17 protein-coding genes are annotated in these 19629 nt (G+C 72.1%); 2 read left to right on the top strand and 15 right to left on the bottom strand.

From position 1 onward, the window contains the following. Nucleotides 1–64: 64 nt before the first annotated feature. From ACLBYG_RS14865 to ACLBYG_RS14905, 9 genes are all read right to left on the bottom strand, one after another. Entirely contained in the window at nt 65–1195 is a 1131-nt protein-coding gene (locus tag ACLBYG_RS14865) for an L-talarate/galactarate dehydratase (protein WP_447681943.1), read from the bottom strand. A 198-nt stretch (nt 1196–1393) separates the two neighbouring features. Beyond that, nucleotides 1394–3202, bottom strand: coding sequence for a SpoIIE family protein phosphatase (locus tag ACLBYG_RS14870; protein WP_447681944.1), 1809 nt, complete (start codon nt 3200–3202; stop codon nt 1394–1396). Nucleotides 3203–3256: 54 nt separating this feature from the next. Beyond that, a complete protein-coding gene (locus ACLBYG_RS14875; protein WP_082557813.1) occupies nt 3257–4102 on the bottom strand; it encodes a GGDEF domain-containing protein in 846 nt (281 codons plus the stop codon). After that, nucleotides 4099–4488: a DUF1987 domain-containing protein gene (locus ACLBYG_RS14880; RefSeq protein ID WP_012321503.1), complete on the bottom strand. Its 390-nt coding sequence runs from the start codon at nt 4486–4488 to the stop codon at nt 4099–4101. The genes ACLBYG_RS14875 and ACLBYG_RS14880 overlap by 4 nt, the downstream gene beginning before the upstream one ends. A 13-nt stretch (nt 4489–4501) precedes the next feature. Then, nucleotides 4502–5056, bottom strand: coding sequence for a SiaB family protein kinase (locus ACLBYG_RS14885; RefSeq protein WP_447681945.1), 555 nt, complete (start codon nt 5054–5056; stop codon nt 4502–4504). Between the two features lie 200 nt (nt 5057–5256). Continuing rightward, a complete protein-coding gene (locus ACLBYG_RS14890) occupies nt 5257–7116 on the bottom strand; it encodes an ABC transporter ATP-binding protein (protein WP_447681946.1) in 1860 nt (619 codons plus the stop codon). A gap of 2 nt (nt 7117–7118) precedes the next feature. Beyond that, a complete protein-coding gene (locus tag ACLBYG_RS14895; RefSeq protein WP_447681947.1) occupies nt 7119–8051 on the bottom strand; it encodes an ABC transporter permease in 933 nt (310 codons plus the stop codon). Continuing rightward, nucleotides 8017–8976: an ABC transporter permease gene (locus tag ACLBYG_RS14900; protein WP_447681948.1), complete on the bottom strand. Its 960-nt coding sequence runs from the start codon at nt 8974–8976 to the stop codon at nt 8017–8019. Before ACLBYG_RS14900 ends, ACLBYG_RS14895 begins: the two co-directional genes overlap by 35 nt. A gap of 16 nt (nt 8977–8992) precedes the next feature. Continuing rightward, entirely contained in the window at nt 8993–10783 is a 1791-nt protein-coding gene (locus tag ACLBYG_RS14905; protein ID WP_447681949.1) for a peptide ABC transporter substrate-binding protein, read from the bottom strand. A 321-nt stretch (nt 10784–11104) separates the two neighbouring features. Between ACLBYG_RS14905 and ACLBYG_RS14910 the strand changes: the two genes are divergently transcribed. After that, on the top strand, nt 11105–12526 hold the full coding sequence (locus tag ACLBYG_RS14910) for a M20 family metallopeptidase (protein ID WP_447681950.1): 1422 nt from the start codon (nt 11105–11107) through the stop codon (nt 12524–12526). 12 nt (nt 12527–12538) lie between these two features. Here the strand turns inward: ACLBYG_RS14910 and phnE (ACLBYG_RS14915) are convergent, their stop codons facing one another. From phnE (ACLBYG_RS14915) to ACLBYG_RS14940, 6 genes are all read right to left on the bottom strand, one after another. Continuing rightward, nucleotides 12539–13354 carry a phosphonate ABC transporter, permease protein PhnE gene (gene phnE, locus ACLBYG_RS14915; protein ID WP_447681951.1) on the bottom strand — a complete coding sequence of 272 codons (816 nt, stop codon included), beginning with the start codon at nt 13352–13354 and terminating at the stop codon, nt 12539–12541. After that, the gene (phnE, locus tag ACLBYG_RS14920; RefSeq protein WP_447681952.1) at nt 13351–14172 is read right to left on the bottom strand and encodes a phosphonate ABC transporter, permease protein PhnE; all 822 of its coding nucleotides are present in this window, start codon (nt 14170–14172) and stop codon (nt 13351–13353) included. The genes phnE (ACLBYG_RS14915) and phnE (ACLBYG_RS14920) overlap by 4 nt, the downstream gene beginning before the upstream one ends. After that, nucleotides 14169–14975, bottom strand: a complete 807-nt coding sequence (gene phnC, locus ACLBYG_RS14925) for a phosphonate ABC transporter ATP-binding protein (protein WP_244526695.1) — start codon at nt 14973–14975, stop codon at nt 14169–14171. Before phnC ends, phnE (ACLBYG_RS14920) begins: the two co-directional genes overlap by 4 nt. Before the next feature lie 20 nt (nt 14976–14995). Beyond that, the gene (gene phnD, locus ACLBYG_RS14930) at nt 14996–16018 is read right to left on the bottom strand and encodes a phosphate/phosphite/phosphonate ABC transporter substrate-binding protein (protein WP_020091223.1); all 1023 of its coding nucleotides are present in this window, start codon (nt 16016–16018) and stop codon (nt 14996–14998) included. Nucleotides 16019–16208: 190 nt separating this feature from the next. After that, the gene (locus ACLBYG_RS14935; protein WP_447681953.1) at nt 16209–16721 is read right to left on the bottom strand and encodes a cytochrome P460 family protein; all 513 of its coding nucleotides are present in this window, start codon (nt 16719–16721) and stop codon (nt 16209–16211) included. Nucleotides 16722–16786: 65 nt separating this feature from the next. Continuing rightward, on the bottom strand, nt 16787–17836 hold the full coding sequence (locus ACLBYG_RS14940) for an alpha/beta fold hydrolase (protein WP_447681954.1): 1050 nt from the start codon (nt 17834–17836) through the stop codon (nt 16787–16789). A 203-nt stretch (nt 17837–18039) separates the two neighbouring features. Between ACLBYG_RS14940 and ACLBYG_RS14945 the strand changes: the two genes are divergently transcribed. Further along, nucleotides 18040–19617: a winged helix-turn-helix domain-containing protein gene (locus ACLBYG_RS14945; RefSeq protein ID WP_447681955.1), complete on the top strand. Its 1578-nt coding sequence runs from the start codon at nt 18040–18042 to the stop codon at nt 19615–19617. Nucleotides 19618–19629 lie beyond the last annotated feature (12 nt).

Here is a 19629-nt window from a genome sequence, read left to right on the forward strand (position 1 = left end):
GCGGGATGGGGAAGGGTCGGACGATCCCGGTCGGGCGGCCTCGGAGCGTTCCCTCCCCGCGCGCTCAGCCGAGGCTGCCGAACCCGGCGCTCTCGCGCGTCCAGGCCAGCGCCTGCTCGCTCAGGGAGAGGCCGAGGCCCGGCCGGGTCGGCACGCGCATGCGGCCGTCCTCCAACTCCAGCCGCTCGTTGAACAGCGGCTCCAGCCACTCGAAATGCTCGACCCAGGGCTCCCGCTGCAGCGCGGCGGCGAGGTGGATGTGGAGCTCCATCGAGAAGTGCGGCGCGATCGTCAGCCCGGCGAACTCAGCGAGCGCCGCCACCTTGAGGAAGGGCGTGATGCCGCCGACCCGCGGCGCGTCGGGCATCAGGAAGTCGGCGCCGCCCTGGCGGATGAAGTCCCAGTGCTCGGCGACGCTCGTCAGCATCTCGCCGGTGGCGACCGGCGTGTCGAGGGCGGCGGCCAGGGCCGCGTGCCCGGCGGCGTCCAGGCAGTCGAGGGGCTCCTCGATCCAGATCAGGTTGAAGCGCTCGAAGGTCCGGCCCATCCGCATCGCGGTCGGCCGGTCCCATTGCTGGTTGGCGTCGACCATGAGCGGGAAGGCGTCGCCCAGATGCTCGCGCACCCGCGAGACCCGGCGGATATCCTCGGCCCAGTCCGGCTGGCCGACCTTCAGCTTGATGCCGCCAATGCCCTTCGCCCGGGCGCGGTCGGTGTTGACGAGCAACTCCTCCAGCGGCGTGTGCAGGAAGCCGCCCGAGGTGTTGTAGCAGCGCACCGAGTCGCGCTGCGCCCCGAGGAGCTTGGCGAGCGACAGGCCGGCCCGCCGCGCCTTGAGATCCCACAGGGCCACGTCGAAGGCGCCGATCGCCTGGACGGCGAGGCCGCTGCGGCCGGCAGAGGCGCCGGCCCAGGCGAGCGTGTCCCAGGCCTTGGCGATGTCGCTCGGATCCGCCCCGAGCAGCGCCGGAGCGATCTCGCGGGCATGGGCGAACTGGCCCGGCCCGCCGGCGCGCTTGGAATAGCTGATCCCGAGGCCGCGATGGCCCTCCCGGCTCTCGACCTCGCAGAACAGGATCGCGATCTCGGTCATCGGCTTCTGGCGGCCGGTGAGCACCTTGGCGTCGCTGATCGGGGTCCTCAGCGGCAGGGCGACGGACCGCAGGCGGATCCCGGTGACGGCGTCCTCAGCCATGGCTTCCTCCAGGTCTTGTCCGCGCGGGCGCGCTGGAAGCCCCGGAGGCGGTTCTTGGCGGTGCCTCTCGGCGGCGACCGCGACGGCTCTCCCGGGGCCGGGCCCAGGAGTGCCGCAGGCCGGACGGCCTGTCCAACGTCATTGTTGGATCGATCGATGCGCACCTGGCATCGATGGCTCCGAGGGGGACGGCCGGTCTCAGCCGGCGGCCGTCGCCGGAGGAAGCCGGAACGCCACCAGGGTCATGTCATCCCGCCGGGCCTCGGTCCCGCGATAGGCGTCGAGATCGGCCTCGAGGGCCACGGTCTGGGCGGCGAGGGGCAGGTCGGCGTGGCGCAGGAGGCTGTCGACCACGCCGCGCCGGCCGAGGAGCCGCGGCGCCCGGTCGGGCGCCGCGCGGCCCATCTGGTCGGTGATGCCGTCCGTCATCAGGTAGAAGGTGGCGCCCGCCACCGGAACGGCGATGTCCGCGACGACGTCCTCCGGCTGCCCGTCACGGGCGGGGCGCGGGTAGCCGAGCCCCCGGCGGCCGCCGCGGACGCGCTCGGCCACGCCGTCCCGGACCACCGTGAGCGACAGGCCGGCGCCGGCGAAGTGCAGCGTCCCGGCCGCGCGGTCCCAGACGCACAGGCCGCAATCGAGCCCGTCATCCGATTCGGCGCCGCGGCCGTCCTGGCGGAGCTGCGTGCGGACCATCGTGTCGAGCCCGGCCAGGATCGCCGCCGGCGCGCGCAGGCCGCGCTCGTGCAGCAGCCGGTCGAGGGCGGTCGCGACGATCAGGGTCAGGAACGCGCCGGGCACGCCGTGGCCGGTGCAGTCAGCCACCGCGATCACGCAGAGGCCGTCGATCTCCTCCAGCCAGAAATAGTCGCCGCCGACGACGTGGAGCGGCTCCCAAAGCACCGCGACCTCGACACCCGCGCCCGCCAGGGCGTTGCGGTCCGGCAGCACCGAATCCTGGATGCGCCGCGCGTAGCCGATGCTCTCGACCACCTGGCGATTGGCGCGCTCCAGCCGGTCGTGGGCCTGCTCCAGCTCGACGAGGAGCTGCTTGGCGGCGTCACCGCTCCGCAGGCCCTCGACCATGCGGTTGAAGGCCTGGCTGATGACGTCGATCTCGTTGCTCGGCCGGTAGGCGCCCCCGAGCTCCACGGTCGTCCAGCGCTTGTGCTCGATCTCCCGCATGGCGAGCAGCAGCCGCATCAGCGGCGCCATGACGTGGCGGCGCACGGTGGCGTGCAGGGTGACCACGAAGGCGATCATCAGCCCGACGCTGGCGCCGAGGGCGAGCATCACCTGCCACGCCGCGTTGTCCCGCAGCGCCTTCGTGGAGACCGTGACGGTCAGGCTGCCCGCCGGGCCGGCGCGGCCGGGCACCGACAGGTCGGCCTGGGCCGAGAGGGTGGACCAGCCCCGCGCGGGGGGCGCCGCGCCCGCCGTCCCCACGACGTGGCCCGCGGCGTCGCGCAGGACGGCGTAGGCGAAATCGGGCTCGGCGGCCAGGGCCTTGAGTGGGCCGTCGTAGGCGTCCGGGTCGCGCGCCCAGTCGGGCCGCGCGATCGCCGCGGCGGTGAGCCGGGCGAGGAGATGCGCCCGGTCGCCGTACAGCCGGAGCTGGTCGGTGTAGGTCACCCAGGCGATCCCGAGCTGGGTCAGCAGCAGGAGGGCGCCGATCACCGGGTAGATGCGCAGGAACAAGGTGTGGGACAGGCTGTCGAGGTCGCGGCCTCGGGCCGCCCCGCGCAGGGCGCCGGGCTTCATCAGCTCGTCCGCGGGCGCGCCCGCGGCCAGCACGTCGGCGAAGCCGCGCTTCGACAGGGGATCGCCCCGGCGGATCGGGCCGGCCCCGCGCAGGCCGCCCGCGCGCCCGGCGCCGCCGGCGGCCGGGACCGGATCGATGTCGGCGAAGCCGAGCCGCGCCAGGGCATCCCCGGTCCGCAGCGGTCGCGCGCCGCGGATCCCCCCGGCGGGACGCGGGCTGTCCAGGGCCGTGTCAGGTCCGCTCACGCGACGTCACTCCGTGTCACAGCGGTTCCGCTCCGAGGCCGGACGCGCGGCGCCTCAGGTCAGGGACGCGCCCGGTTCGGCCGCGCAGCGCACGCAGTCGCGGCCGGCATGCTTGGCGGCGTAGAGCGCCGCGTCGGCCCGCCGGAGGGTCGCCGACATCGACTCGCTCGGGCCGAACGCCGCGAGGCCGATGCTCACCGAGATCGGCAGCGGGCCGTGCTCCAGGCGCACCGGCCGCTGCGCCACCGCGCGGCGGAGCGCCTCGGCGATGACTTGCGCCTCGGCCATCACGGTGCCGGTGACGAGGATGGCGAATTCCTCGCCGCCCATGCGGCCGATCACGTCGACCGCGCGCAGGCTGTCGCGGCAGGTCTCGACGAAGGCCTTGAGGACCGTGTCGCCCGCGCTGTGGCCGTAGCGGTCGTTGATCAGCTTGAAGCGATCGAGGTCGAGCATCAGCACGCTGGAGGGCGTGTCGCCCGACTGGGTCCGGGCCCAGACCTCCTCGCAGATCTGCAGGAAGCGGCGGCGCGACAGGGCGTCGGTGAGGTGGTCGGTGTCGGCGAGGCGGCGGAGTTCGGCCTCGAGGCGCGCCCGGTGCTCGATCTCCGCCGAGAGGGCGTCGTTGAGGTGGCGCAGGGCGCGCTGCTGCTCGGCCATCCGCTGGTTGGCCCGGTGCAGGTCGAGCTGCATCCGGTCGCTCAGCCGCACCAGCCGGCGCTGCTCGTGGTAGCTGCGCCGGTAGGCGCCGGCGAGCTCCCGCACCCCGTCGCCGACCTCGGCGAGGCGGGCCAGCATCACCTCGGACCGGCCGAGGACCGCCTCCTCGGTGTCGAACAGGCTGAAGGCGTCCGCCGGCTCGGACAGGAGATCGTGGGCCGGCGCCCGGTGCGGGCTCACGCGGGGACGCTCGCGATCATCTCGAACCGGGCATGCGCGAAGTCGGCCGCGAAATCCTCGCCGGCCTCCTGGATCACGTCGTCGTCGGCGCCGAACATCCAGCGGATCGTCACCGGGCGCCCCTCGGCGGCGGCGTCCTCCAGGGGCATGAACAGGTTCATCAGCGCCTTGGCGCTCGACGAGTTGAAGTAGGCGAGCGCGACGTCGAAGGTGATCGGGCTTGCCTCGGTCGCCGCGAGGTGGCCGCGCAGGGCCTGCAGCAGCGGGCCGAAGAATGCGGCGGCGTCCTCCGGGTAGGATTCGCCGCGCAGGACGAGCCGCCCCGACGCGAAGTCGAAATCGACCTCGGGCGAGCGCTCGGTCCGGGGCAGCGTGATGCGGTCCATGTCCGTGCGATCCTCAGATGAAGGCTTTGAGGCAGAACAGGCTGCGCTCCGCGCCCAGATCCTGGAAGTCGTACTCGACCGGGGCGCTCGAACGGCGGGCGATCTCGATCAGTCCGATGCTGCCGCCGAGGCTGCCCTCGTCCGGCGGCTGGCGCAGCTTCTCGCGGTAGACCTTCCTGAGCTCGTCGCTCGACAGGGTGGCGATCTCGTCGAGCCGCTCGCGCAGCCGCGGCACCTCGGTCCTGCCGACCTCGTTGCCGCAGACCACGAAGAACCGCCCCTCCTCGGTGCCGACGGCGATCATGCCGGCGCTGACCCGGGCGGGGCCCGGCGGCTCGGCGGGCGCGACCTTGTCGGCCGAGTAGCGGATCACGTTCTGGGCCTGCTCGACGAAGATCAAGAAGACGCGCTTGGCGACCGCGGCGTCGGTCTCCTCGTGCCGCATGCGCAGCTTCAGCACTTCCCCGAGCGAGAACAGGATGTTCTCCGAGAGATCTCCGCCGAACGACAGGATCACGCCGCTGCGCTTCGAAGCCTCGTGGAAGGATCGGAAATCGCTCGCGCGCAAGGAAGCCTCTCGACCGCTTCATCGCGGCAACACACCGCGTGTGTAGCGCCGACATTAATGCGGAAATAATCAAAGATTTCTTACCGGTACTGATCGCTTTCTGAGCAACATTGCCTGTATTGCGAGCAGTGCCGCAAGCTTTACGCTGGATCCTGACGCGGACCGCGCGGCATCGCGCGCGAGGGTCCGGGCCGCCGGCTTCAGGCGGCCGCGCCCTGGCGGGCGCCCGCGTCCCACTCGGTGCCCCAGTCCTGCACGACATGGCCGGGGGCGACCTCCCGGTAGAGCCGCTCCGGCGCCACGTAGTCCGGGGCTCGGATCGGGCTGCGGATCTCGTCGTCCGGCAGGGCGTGCCGCTCGCCGCGCCGGGCCGGATCCGGGACCGGCACGGCGGCCAGCAGCTTCTTCGTGTAGGGGTGCTGGGGGTCGCCGAAGATCGCGGCCCGGGGGCCGATCTCCACGATCTCGCCGAGATACATCACCGCCACCCGGTGGCTGACCCGCTCGACCACCGCCATGTCGTGCGAGATAAACAGGTAGGCGAGGCCGAACTCCGCCTGCAGGTCGAGCATCAGGTTCACGACCTGCGCCTTCACCGAGACGTCCAGCGCCGAGACCGCCTCGTCGGCGACGATCAGGCGGGGGTTCAGGGCGAGCGCGCGGGCGATGCAGATGCGCTGGCGCTGGCCGCCGGAGAACTCGTGCGGGAAGCGCGCGGCGGTCTCAGGCGGAAGCCCGACCCGGGCGAGCAGATCCTCCGCCCGCCGCCGCGCCTCGCGGGGGGGCGCGAGGCGGTTGATCAGCAGCGGCTCCGCCACCGCCGCACCGACGCTCAGGCGCGGGTCGAGGCTGGCGAACGGGTCCTGGAAGATCATCTGCATGCGCTGGCGGCGGGCGCGGAGGGTGCCGGCATCGAGGCCCGTGATGTCCTCGCCGTCGAGCAGGACCGAGCCCGAGAGCGGCTCGACGAGGCGCAGGATCGAGCGCCCGGTGGTGGACTTGCCGCAGCCGGATTCGCCGACGAGCGCCAGGGTCTCGCCGGCCGCGAGGCTGAACGAGACCCGCTCCACCGCGTGGACGCGGCCGGTCACGCGGCCGAGCAGCCCGGAGCGGATGTCGAACCGGGTGGTCAGGTCGCGCACCTCCAGCACCAGGCGCTCGGCGGCCCTGACGGTGTCGGGGGTCTCGGGCGTCGGTGCCGCGAGGCCGGTGGCCCGGTCGACCACCGGGAAGCGCATCGGGCGGGCCCGGCCCGCCATGGTCCCGAGGCGCGGGACCGCGGCCAGCAGCGCCCGCGTATAAGGCTCGGTGGGTTCGGAAAAAATCCGCGCGGTCGGGCCGGCCTCCACGGCGCGGCCCCGGTACATCACCACGGTGCGGTCGGCGATCTCGGCGACCACGCCCATGTCGTGGGTGATGAACAGGACCGACATGCCCTCCTCGTCCTGCAGGCTCTTGATGAGGTCGAGGATCTGGGCCTGGATCGTGACGTCGAGCGCCGTGGTCGGCTCGTCGGCGATGAGGAGCTTCGGCCGGCAGGCGAGCGCCATGGCGATCATCACCCGCTGGCGCATGCCGCCGGAGAAGCGGTGCGGGTACTCGTGCAGGCGCGAGCGGGCGGCCGGGATCCGGACCTTGTCGAGGAGCCGGAGCGCCTCCGCCTCGGCGGCGGACCGCGACAGGCCCCGGTGCCGGATCAGCGCCTCGGCGATCTGGAAGCCGATGGTCAGGACCGGGTTCAGGGAGGTCATCGGCTCCTGGAAGATCATGGCGATGGAATCGCCGCGCACCCGCCGCATCTCGGCCTCGGGGGCGGCGAGCAGCTCGCGGCCCTCGAAGCGCACGCGCCCGCCGATACGGCTCGCGTCCCGCGGCAGGAGGCGCAGGATTGAGAGGGCGCTGACGCTCTTGCCGGAGCCGGATTCGCCGACGAGGGCCACGGTCTCGCGCGGGCCCACGTCGAACGAGACGCCGTGCACGACCTCGCGCCAGCGCCCGTCCGAGCGGAAGGAGACGGTGAGGTCTGAGACCGAGAGGATCGGGTCCACTGGATCCGCCATCGCTAGAGAACCCGTCGCGGGTCGAGGGCGTCGCGCAGGCCGTCGCCGATGAAGTTGATCGACAGCACCGTCAGGAAGATCGCGCCGCCGGGAAACAGCGCCCAGTGCGGGGCGACGTCGAGATGGTCCTTGGCGTCGAACAGGAGCCGCCCCCAGGTCGGGATGTCGGGCGGGAAGCCGAGCCCCAGGAAGGACAGCGTCGATTCCGCGATGATCGCGGACGAGACCTCGATCGAGGCCGCCACGATCACCGGACCGAGCGCGTTCGGCAGGATGTGGCGGCGCACGAGGTGCCCGGTCGTCGCGCCCTGCGAGCGGGCCGCCTCCACGAACTCCTTCTCGCGCAGGGACAGGAACTGCGCCCGCACCAGCCGGGCGACCGGCATCCAGCGCAGGCCGCCGATCACCGCGACGATCATCAGGAACACGCCGCCCTGGCTGCCGAACACGGCCTTCAGGCTGTCGCGGAACAGGTAGATCACGAGGAGCAGCAACGGCAGCTGCGGCAGCGACAGGAACAGGTCGGTCAGCCACATCAGCACCGGGTCGAGGAACCGGCGCGACATGCCGGCGAGCGCGCCGACCAGCACCCCGATCAGGCTCGCCACCGCCATGGCGGCGAAGCCGACCGCGAGCGAGATCCGGCCGCCGTAGATCATCCGGGCGAGCAGGTCCTGACCGAGATCGTCGGTGCCGAACGGGTGGTCCCAGGACGGGCCCTGGAGCTGGGCCGCGAAGTCGATGTCGTCGATGGTGACCGGCCAGAGCAGGCCGCCGAACACCACGCCGGCGACGAGGAGCGCCAGCACGCCGACGCTGGCGAGCGCCAGCCGGTGCCGCCGGAAGCGCCGCCACGTCTCCCGCCCCGGCGAGACCGGCGCGCGGGCGAGGGCAGGCGCCTCATCGGAGGGCGATGCGAGGGTCGAGCCAGCCATAGAGCAGGTCCGCGACGAGGTTGAACAGGATGACGAGGCCGGCGAACACGAAGGTCACCGCCATCACCACCGGCGTGTCGTTGGACAGCATCGCGTCGATCAGCAGCGAGCCGATGCCGGGGATCCGGAAGATCTGCTCGGTGACGATGGCGCCGCCGAACACCGCCGGGATCTGGAGGGCGACGAGCGTCACCACCGGGATCAGGGCGTTGCGGGCGATGTGCCGGCGGGTCACCGTGCCCTCGGGCAGGCCCTTGGCGCGGGCCGTGGTGACGTAGTCGAGGCGGGCGACGTCCAGCGCCGAGGCGCGCACGTACCGGGTGTAGGAGGCGGCCTGGAAGAAGCCCAGCACCGCCACCGGCATGATCGCCTGCCGGACATTCGCCCAGACCCAGGTGAGCCCGGTTCCCGGCAGGTCGGCCTGGTAGACGAAGGGCAGCCAGCCGAGCTTGATCGAGAACAGCAGGATGAACAGCAGGCCGGTGAAGAAGGTCGGCAGCGAGAAGCCCACGAAGGCCAGGGTGTTGGCGACTTGGTCGGCGAGCGAGTAGGGCCGCCGCGCCGCGTAGAGGCCCACCGGCACGGCGATCAGCAGCGCCAGAACCTGGGAGGAGCCGACGATGAACAGGGTCGTCGGCAGCCGCTGCAGGATCAGCGTGTCGACGTTCACCCGGCTGGCGAAGGAGAAGCCCCAGTCGCCCTGCAGCATGGCGGTGAGCCAGTGCAGGTAGCGGGTAAGGATCGGGTCATCGAGGCCGAACTTGACCCGCAGGGCCGCGCGCACCTCCGGAGGCACGTTCGGGTTGCTGGCGAGTTCGCCGAACGGGTCGCCCGGCGCGAGCGCCAGGACGGTGAACAGGATCAGGCTGATGCCGAGCAGGCTCGGGATCGCGATCAGGAGGCGTCGCAGGATGTAGGCGCCCATGGCGCGGCGCTCCCGCTCAGGCCTCCCGGTACCAGTCGGGCAGGAACGACAGGTCGTTGTCCCAGCCGCTGCGGGGCGCCGTGAGCGTGGCGCCCACCGCCGAGACCTCGGCGCGGTGGATCAGCGGCAGCACGTTCTCGGAGACCGCGAGGTCGTTGCATTTAATGAGGAGCGCCGCCCGCTTGACCGGGTCGAGCTCACTCTGGGCGGCGTTGTAGGCCTCGTCGTAAGCCGCGTTGCGCCAGCGCACGACGTTGCGGCCCTGCCACTTGTTGGCCTTCTGGGCCACCTCCCAGGAGGCGTACATGAGCAGCCAGATCGCCGGATCGGCCTGGGTCATGCTGTAGGCGTACATCTCCATGTCGGCGTAGAAATGCGTGCAGGTGTCGGGGTTGGCCGGGTCGGAGGAGAAGAACACCGAGCCGGTCACCGATTTCAGCTCGATCTCGATGCCGGCCTTGGCGGCCGCCTGCTTGATGATCGCCTGCGTCTTCTGGCGCGGGGCGTTGATCGAGGTCTGGAAGACCAGCTTGAGCTTCTTGCCGTCCTTGGCGCGGATGCCGTCGGAGCCCTTCTTCCAGCCGGCCTCGTCGAGGAGCGCGTTGGCCTTGGCCGGGTCGAAGGCGAAGCTCGTGTTCTTGGAGACGAAGCGCTCCGGGCCGTTGACCGTGTTGGCGGTGGGCTTGCCGGTGCGGCCGTAGATGTAGGTCTGGATCGACTTGCGGTCGACCAAGAGGTTCATCGCCTGGCACACCTTCGGGTCGGAGAAGGCGGGGTGCTTGGTGGTGATCGAGGCGCGCTCGCCGTCGACCTCGACGTTCGGGTCGGCGGCGTTGAGGAGCAGGAATTCGAGCTTGCCGCCGTAGACCACGTCGACCCGGCCCTTGCCGCCGGTCTCCAGGCGCTTCAGCACCTCGTCCTCGATCAGCATGTTCCAGGCGTAGTCGTACTCGCCGGTCTGGAGCACGGCGCGGGCGGCCGAGACCGCGTCGCCGCCGCCCTTCATCTCGACCGTGTCGAAGTACGGCCGGTTCGGCAGGTGGTAGTCGGGGTTGCGCTCCCCGCGGACGATGTCGCCGGGCCGGAACTCCACGAACCGGTACGGGCCGGTGCCCACCGGGGCGAGGTTCTGGGGCGCGTCCCGGGACTTGGCGCCGCTGTAGGGTCCGAACAGGTGCTTCGGCAGCACCATCCCGACGATGCCCACGTAGGCGTCGCACCAGTAGGGCGTGGGCTTGTCGAACAGAACCCGGACGCTGAGGTCGTCGACTTTCTCGACCTTGCAATCCTTGTAGGACCCGGCCGTCACCGCCGCGGTGGCGGGGTCGCGGGCGTACTCCCAGGTGAAGACGAGGTCGTCGGCGGTGAGCGGCTTGCCGTCGTGCCACTTCACGCCGGGCTTGAGCGTCCAGACCACCGAGCGGCCGTCGGCGGCGAGCGCCCCGTTCTCCTTCGAGGGGATCGAGGCGGCGAGCACCGGCACGAGGTTGCCGTCCGCGTCCCAGGCGGCGAGCGGCTCGTAGAAGATCCGCGAGGCGTCCTGGTCCTTGGTGCCGACGGCGAAATGCGGGTTGATCAGCGTCGGCGCCTGCCACCAGAGGAGCTTCAGCGCGCCGCCGCCGCCGGCCTTGGTCGGCTTGTAGCCGGCCCGGATATCGGCCGCCATCGCGACCCCATTCCCGGCCAGCATCAGCCCGGCCATGGGCACGGTGAGGCCCACAGCCACCATCCGCTGCACGAAAGCGCGCCGCGACAGGCGGCCGTCCTTCACCTGCCCGATGAGGCCGCGCAGATCCCGCTCGTCCATGTACGCTTTCCCGTTTACCGCCGTGACAGGCACAGCAACATTCCGGCAGCGGCCTTGGCAAGGGGCGGGCCAGTGACGGTTCAATCGGAACGTGTTGACGGACGCTTGGTTCGGGCAGGAGCATGGCCTGGGCGGTGCATGCGGTCAGGCAGCAGCAGGGCGCGCGCCGTGTCCGTCCTTGCGAGCGGAGCGAAGCAATCCAGCGGCGCCACGCTTCCCGAGGGCGCGCAACCCTGGGTCGCTTCGCTGCGCTCGCGAAGACGGCGCGGAGCCCGCTATGGTGGCGCGACCTCGATGCGCAGCTTTCCCGGAGTGGACCCGATGGACAACCGCAACGCCGTGTGGCGCCACGTCGACGCGCAGTCGGAACGGCTGATCGCCCTGTCCGAGCGGGTCTGGGGCATGCCGGAGGTCTGCTACACGGAGAGCCGCTCCTGCGCCGAGCACGTCGCCGAACTGCGCCACCAGGGCTTCCGGGTCACCGAGGCGGTCGCCGGCATCCCGACCGCCGTGATGGGCGAGGCCGGGGACGGCGGGCCGGTCATCGCGTTCCTCGGCGAGTACGACGCCCTGCCGGGCCTGTCGCAGGAGGCCGGCGTCGCCGAGCACCGGCCGGTGGAGGCGGGCGGGCACGGCCACGGCTGCGGCCACAACCTCCTCGGCTCGGCGGCTCTGCTCGCCGCCACCGCGCTGAAGGACTGGCTCGCCGAGACCGGGACGCCCGGCCGCGTGCGCTACTACGGCTGCCCGGCGGAGGAAGGCGGCGCCGCCAAGGCCTTCATGGTCCGCGCCGGCGCCTTCGCGGACGCCGACATCGCGATCACCTGGCATCCGGGCAGCTTCTGGGAGGTGGCACCGCCGGTCGCCCTCGCCAACACCCGGGCCGACTTCGTCTTCACCGGCCGCACCGCCCACGCGGCGGCCGCGCCCCATCTCGGGCGCTCGGCGCTCGACGCCGTCGAGCTGATGAGCGTCGGCGTGAACTACATGCGCGAGCACATGCCGTCCGACGCGCGGGTCCACTACGCCTATCTCGACGCCGGCGGCATCGCCCCGAACGTCGTCCAGGCCGGCGCGACGGTGCGCTACTCGATCCGGGCCCGCGACCTGCCCGGCATGCTGGCGCTGGTCGAGCGGGTGAAGAAGATCGCGCAGGGCGCCGCCCTGATGACCGAGACCGCCGTCGAGGTGCGGATCGTCAGCGCGGTGTCGAACCTGCTGGGCAACGATCCCCTGGAGCGGGCGCTGCACGGCGTCATGGAGGAGCTCGGGCCGCCGCATTTCGACGAGGCCGACCGGGACTTCGCCGGCAAGATCCGGGCGACGCTCACCGACGGCGACATCGACGCCGTGTTCCGCGCCATCGGGATGCCGCGCACCGAGGCGCCGCTCGCCGACTTCCTCGTGCCCCTCGACGCGCCGCGCAACCCGGCGGTGGGGTCCACCGACGTCGGCGACGTCAGCTGGGTGGTGCCGACCGTCCAGGCCCACGCGCCCACGGTGGCCATCGGCACGCCGTTCCACACCTGGCAGGTGGTGGCGCAGGGCAAGACCCCCGCGGCCCACAAGGCGATGGTGCAGGTCGCCAAGGCGATGGCCGCCACCGGGGCCCGGGCGGTGACCGACGCGGCCCTGCGCGACGCCGCCAAGGCGGACCTCGCCCGCCGGGTCGGCGCGGCGGGCTACGTCTCGCCGCTGCCGCCGGAGGTCGAGCCGCCGCTCGGCATGTCGCTGGGGCGCTGACCGGGGCCCGTCTCAGAGCGTCCGGGCGCGGAGCGCCGTCACGACGATCTCGGCCAGGATGACGACGCCGAAGATCGCGGCGAGCACCACGGCGACCTGGTCCCAGTAGAGCAGGTTCAGGGCGGTATCGAGCGCGACGCCGATGCCGCCCGCGCCGACCAGCCCCAGCACGGCGGATTCGCGGATGTTGATGTCCCAGCGGAACAGCGCGATCGACCAGAAGGCCGGCTTCACCTGCGGCCAGTAGCCGAGCAGCAAAGTCGACATCCGGCCGGCACCCGCGGCCTGCAGGGCCTCGATCGTGCCGCGATTGGCCTCCTCCAGCGCCTCGGCGAACAGCTTTCCGGTGAAGCCGACGGAGCGGAGCGCGATCGCCAGGGTCCCGGCCAGCGGCCCCGGGCCGAACACCGCCACGAACAGCAGCGCCCAGACCAGGGAGTTCACCGAGCGCGAGGTCACGAACACGAACTTGGCGAAGAGGTTCAGCGCGCGGCTGGGCGTGACGTTGCGGGCCGCCATCAGCCCGATCGGCACCGCGATCGCGATGGCGATCAGGGTGCCGAGCGTCGCGATGTGGAGCGTCTCCACCAGCGCCCGCAGGGTCGGCCCGACATAGCCGGCATCCATCGGCCACATCCGGCCGAACAGGTCGGCCAGCTGGTCGGGGGCGTCGTAGAGGAATTCCGGGATCACCTCGATGGTGCGCAGGCTCGCCACGAAGGCCGCCACCGCGCAGAGCGTGAAGGCGAGCCGCGCCAGCCGCTTCCACAGGGGGAAGCGCTGCCAGTGGCGCGGGCCGGCGGAAGCGGGCGCGAGGGCCACGCTCACTGGAACACCTTGCGGGCCCAGCCGGAGACGATCTCGGCCACCATGATCAGGGCGACGATGACGATCAGGATCGCCAGCACCACGTCGAAGTCGAAGCGCTGGTAGGCGGTGAACAGCGTCGCTCCGATGCCGCCGCCGCCGACGATGCCCACCATGGTCGAGTTCCGCAGGTTGGAATCGAGCTGGTAGGTGGCGAAGCCGATGAAGCGCGGCAGCACCTGTGGCTGCACGCCCATGATCAGGGTCGACAGGAAGCCGGCGCCGGTCGCCCGCACCGCCTCGACCTGCTTCAGGGAGATCTCCTCGATCGCCTCGGCGAACAGCTTGGCGATGAAGCCCACCGAGGCGACGATCAGCGCCATGACGCCGGCGAGCGCCCCGAAGCCGATCGCCTTCACGAACAGGATCGCCACGATGATCGGGTGGAACGACCGGCAGAGCGCGATCAGGATGCGGGTCGGCCACGTCACCCAGGGCGGCATCAGGTTGCGGGCCGCCAGGAAGCCGATCGGCAGGGCGACCGCGATGCCGACCACCGTGGCGATCACGGCGATCTGCAGGCTCTCGAGGATGCCCGACTGGATCAGTTCCCAGCGGGAGAAGTTCGGCGGGAACATCCGGGCCAGGAACTGCTGCCCGTGGGCGAGGCCGCCGGCGAAGCGCTCGGGCGAGAAGCCGAGCTGGGTCGCCGCGTAGACCGCGTAGACGGCGAGGAGCGCCCAGCCCACGCGGGCGGTCCAGTTGGGCCGGAACGCGACGCGGTCGGGGGAAGCGTCGGGGGACGCGTTGGGAGAGGCCGGGCGGGCGGGCGCGCTCATTCGAGCCAGTTCTCGCCGCCGTAGATGCCGCGCAGGTCGGCCTCGCTCAGCCGGTCCGGCGGCCCGTCATAGACCACGTGCCCGCCCGACATGCCGACGATCCGCGCGGCGAAGCGCTGGGCGAGCGCCACGTTGTGGATGTTGACCACCACCGGCACGCCGCGCTCGGCCGCGAGCCGGGACAGGATCTCCATGATCTCGACGGAGCTCTTCGGGTCGAGGGACGAGGTCGGCTCGTCGGCGAGCACGATCTCGGGCTCCTGCATGATCGCCCGGGCGATGCCGACGCGCTGGCGCTGCCCGCCCGACAGGGCGTCGGCCCGGCGGGTGGCGAAGCCCGACAGGCCGACCGCGTCGAGGAGGTCGAAGGCGCGGGCGATGTCCGCCTCGGGGAAGCGCCGCAGCCACGCGCGCCAGGCCGGCACGTAGCCGAGGCGGCCGCAGAGCAGGTTCTCCATCACCGAGAGGCGCTCGACCAGGTTGTACTCCTGGAACACCATCCCGATCCTGCGGCGCGCCCGGCGCAGGGCGGGGCCGGAGAGCCGGGCGAGGTCCTCGCCCCGGAACAGGATCTCCCCCGAGGTCGGCTGGACCAGCCGGTTGATGCAGCGGATCAGGGTGCTCTTGCCGGTACCGGACGGCCCGATGATCGCCGTGAGCCCAGTGCCCGGCACCACGAGGTCGATGCCCTTCAGGACCGGCTGGCCGGCCCGGTACGCCTTGGTCAGTCCCCGGATCACCAGGGCGCGGGGATCGCCCTCGAGTCCGGCCGCCACCGCGCGCGCCGCGCTCCTCGCCGTCACGGCCGACGTCAACGCCTGAGTCACGGCTTGGGCGCGCCCGCGGCCTTCTTGCGCGCCGCCTCGGCCTCGCGGGCGGCCTCGCGCTCGTAGGCGACCTTGTTGTACGGCGTGCCCGATTCCTCCGCGACCTTGCGGACGATCGCCCAGTCCTTGAGGTAGGTGATCGGCGCGAACCGGTCGTCGCCCTCGAAATCCTTCACCATGTCGGGCGGGAAGCGGAAGTCGTAGAAGCACTGCTTCAGCTTCTCGGCGAGTTCCGGCTTGAGATCGTGGGCGTAGGCGAAACCCGAGGTCGGGAACTTCTCGCTCGTGTAAATCACCCGGTAATCGTCGCCCTTGATCGTCCCGCGGGCGACCATCCGGTAGAACACGTCCGAGGCCACCGGGGCGGCGTCGTAGTCGCCGGTGCCGACGCCCAGCGCCGACTTGTCGTGGCCGCCCGAGTAGATGAGCTTGTAGTCCTCGCCGGGCTTCAGCCCCTGCTCGGGGAACAGCGCCTTGGGGGCGAGGTTGCCGGAATTCGACGACGGCGCCGTGTGGGCCACGCGCTTGCCCTTGAGGTCGGCCAGTGTCTTGTACGGGCTGCTCGCCTTCACCACGACGATCAGGTTGTAGCCCTCGGCACCCTTCTCGGTGCCCTTGGCGGCGAACGGGATCGCGCCGGCCATGTTCACCGCGAAGCCGAGGGGCCCGGTCGAGAAGCCCGCCACCGTGAGCCGGCCGGAGCGCATCGCCTCGATCTCGGCGGAGTTCGACTGGACCGGGTAGTAGACGACGCGCTTGCCCGTGCACTGGCTCAGGTAGGTCGTGAACGGCTTGAACGAGTTCTCGTAGACCGCGGGATCCTCCACCGGCGTGTAGGCGAAGACGATGACGCTCGGGTCGCGGGTCTTGGCCGGGACGTCGGCGACGAGGTCCTTGTTGGCGTCGCAGTAGGCGTCGTCGAGCTGGCCGCGGTTGGGGCACTCGTCGGCCCTCAAGGGCGACAGGAAACCGAAGCCGCAGAGCAGCGCCAGGGCTGCGCCGTATCGGGCGATCGTCACGCGCTATCCTCCCTGCGGGGCCGTGCCTCGGGCCGGCGCCGTCATGTCCCGCCCGGTCCGGGCCGAGCTTGAGCCGGCAAAGGTGTAGGCGCCGGCTGACGGGAGACGCAAGGCGCGACAGCGAGCGGACGTTGAGGGAAGCCGCGCGCTGACAGGGGCGTCGTGGCGGCGGTCCGGGCGGCGGCCGGCCTCAGGGCGCGAGCCGCGTGAACACGTAGTCGTGGTCCCGGACATTGGCGCTGTGGCAGGCGAAGCAGGTCTCGTGCTGGGCCGCGTCCGCGGGCTTGCCGTCGACGAAGCGCCCGAACCCCCAGCCGCCCGTCGCCGCGTAGCGCCGCGAATCCTTCACCATGACCTGAACCGTCGTGGCGCCGCCGGGCACGAAGGCCGGCGCGAACTCCGCGGACGGCACCCGCGTCCAGGCGCGCTTCACCAGCACCGTCCCGTCCGGGAACGGCAGGGTGCCCGACCGGTAGGCGTCCAGCGCCCGCGCGTTGCCGACCACGGCACGCAGCTCGTCCAGGGCCCCGGTCTCCTGCGCGACGCCGACGAGCTGCCAGTCGCGGTACCCGTCCGGGACGGTGACGCCGTAGATCGGCGAGGCCGCCGGGGCGGTCACGGCATCCACGGCGCGCACCGCGGAGCCTCCCAAAATCAGGCCCGCAGCGAGCAGGGCCGGCAGCGCGACAGCCAGGAACCGCATGGCAACCTCCGTCATCGTCTCGGGATGATCGTGTGTCCGGGGATGATCCGGCCGCGCCGGCGCGGTCAGGCCGCGGCCGCGTCGATCACGGCCTGCGCGAAGGCGCGCGGGGCTTCCTGCGGGAGGTTGTGGCCGATCCCGCCGGTGATCAGCCGGTGCGCGTAGCGTCCGGTGAACTTGGCCGCGTAGCTGGCGGGGTCCGGATGCGGGGCGCCGTTCGCGTCGCCCTCCAGGGTGATGGTCGGCACGCCGATCGTGGGCGCCTGCGCGAGGCGGCTCTCAAGCGCGTCGTACCGGCGCTCGCCCTCGGCGAGGCCCATCCGCCAGCGGTAATTGTGGATGACGATGCTGACGTGATCCGGGTTGTCGAGGGCCGGGGCGCTCCGCGCGAAGGTGGCGTCGTCGAAGCGCCAGCGCGGCGAGGCGGTCTGCCAGATCAGCTTGGCGAAGTCGGCGCGGTAGGCCTCGTAGCCGGCCCGCCCCCGGCTGGTGGCGAAGTAGAACTGGTACCACCAGGACAGCTCGGCCCGCGGCGGCAGCGGCTTCTTGCCGGCCTCCTGGTTGCCGATCAGGTAGCCGCTGACCGCCACCAGCGCCCGGCACCGCTCCGGCCACAGCGCCGCGACGATGTCGGCCGTCCGCGCGCCCCAGTCGAAGCCGCCCAGGACGGCCTGGGGGATCTTCAGGACGTCCATCAGGGCGATGACGTCCACCGCGAGTGCCGCCTGCTCGCCGTTCCGGACCGTGTCCGACGCCAGGAAACGGGTGGTGCCGTAGCCGCGCAGGTACGGCACGATCACCCGGTGCCCGGCCGCCGTGAGGATCGGCACGACCTCCGCGAAGGCGTGGATGTCGTAGGGCCAGCCGTGCAGCAGGATGACCGCCGGCCCGTCGGCGGGACCGGCCTCGACGTAGCCGACGTCGAGCACACCGGCCTCGACCTGCTTCAGGACGCCCGGCATGGCGCCGGGGACCGGGGCGCCGGGGGCCGAGTCGCCCTGCGCCCGCGCGGTCCCGCCGAGGCCGAACTCGGCGAGGGCGGCGGTGGCTACCGCGCTCTTCAGGAGGCGGCGGCGGCTCCAGGCGGATGTGTCGGGATCGGTCTCGCGGGCCATGGACGGCTCCCTCGTCGGAAAGTCTTCGATGGAGCGAAATCTATCCCGATGCTCGACACCGCGCTTTGAGAGGACCTTGAGGACACCTTCAGAGGCCCATGATTTATGCCCGCCCGGGCCCGTGCTAGAGCGCCCTCCGCCGCGGAGACCGGTTCGGTGAGCAGGGCGCGGAACGCGGACATGGCCCCGCCCAGGAACGCCCCGTGATCTACCGGTTCGGACCCTTTACCCTCGATTCTGCCCGGCGCGAGCTCAGCCGGGACGGCGCCGAGATCGCCGTCGAGCCGCAGGTCTTCGACCTCCTGCGGGTGCTGATCGAGCGGCGCGACCGGGTGGTGAGCCGCGACGACCTGCTGGAGGCGGTCTGGAACGGGCGCATCGTCTCCGAAGCGACCCTCGACAGCCGGATCAACGCGGCCCGGACCGCGATCGGCGACACCGGAACCGAGCAGCGCTGGATCCGGACGCTCCCGCGCAAGGGCGTGCGCTTCGTCGGCGCCGTGCGGGAGGCCGCATCGGAGGTCTCGCCCGGGATCGCTCCGGAAGAGGCGGCGGAGGCGGGCGTCACGTGGCGCACAGGGCCGCGCCTGCCCGCGGTGGCGGTCCTGCCCTTCACCAACATGAGCGCGGATCCGGAGCAGGCCTACTTCGCCGACGGGATCACTGAGGAGATCATCACGGCGCTGTCCCGCGTCAGCGGCCTGTTCGTGATCGCGCGCAACTCGACCTTCACCTACCGGGGCGCGGCGATCGACGTGCGCCGGGTCGGGCAGGAGCTCGGCGTCGGCTACGTGGTCGCCGGCAGCGTGCGCCGCGGCGGGTCGCGCCTGAGGATCACCGGCCAGCTGGTCGATGCCGGGACCGGCGCCCATCTCTGGGCCGACAGCTTCGACGGCGGGCTCGACGACGTCTTCGCCCTGCAGGAGCGGGTCGCCGCGCGCGCCGCCGCCGCGATCGAGCCCACCCTCCAGCTGGCGGAGATCGGCCGGCTCGGCCGCGACGCGCCGGCCCATCCGGACGCCTACGACCGGCTGCTCCGGGCCAATGCCCGGCTCGCCGACTTCACCGCCGCCGGCATGGCGGCGGCGCTCGATCACCTGGACGAGGCCCTGGCGCTCGACCCGGGCTACGCACCGGCGATGGCCGCCGCGGCCTATTGCCGGGCGCAGTGCCATTTCCAGGGCTGGATCGCGCAGGGCGACGCGGAGCGCGCGGCGGCCGTGCGGCTGGCCTGGGGCTCGGTCGAGCGCGCGCCCGGGGACGCGCAGGTGCTGTGGATGGCGGCCTTCGCGGTCTGGAACATGTCGGAGACCGGGCGGGACCGGGCACGCGACCTGTTCGGCCGCGCGCTGCTCGTCAACCCGAACTCCGCCCTGGCGCTCACCCTCGCGGGCTGGATCGAGACCATGTGCGGCCGCGCGGAGGCGGGACGCGCCATGGTCGAGCGGGCGCTGCAGCTCAACCCGCGGGATCCGCGCGGCTGGCTGATGTCGGGCGTGATGGCGGTCGCGGCGGTCAGCGAGTCCGACTATCCCGAGGCGATCCGGTGGGCCGAGCGGGCGCTGGCGCAGAACCGGCGCTTCGCCGTCGCCCTGCGGGCGCTCGCCGTGGCCCATGTCGGGCTCGGCCAGCCGGAGCGCGCCCGGCAGGCGGTCGCCGAGCTCCTGGCGATCGAGCCCGGATTGACGATCTCGGGCTTCCTGGCGCGGATCCCCTTCCCGGTCGCCGCCCTGGGGCAGCGATACGCCGAGGCGCTGGCCGAAGCCGGCCTACCCGCCTGAGCGGGACGCCGG

The organism is Methylobacterium sp. D53M (assembly GCF_053345625.1).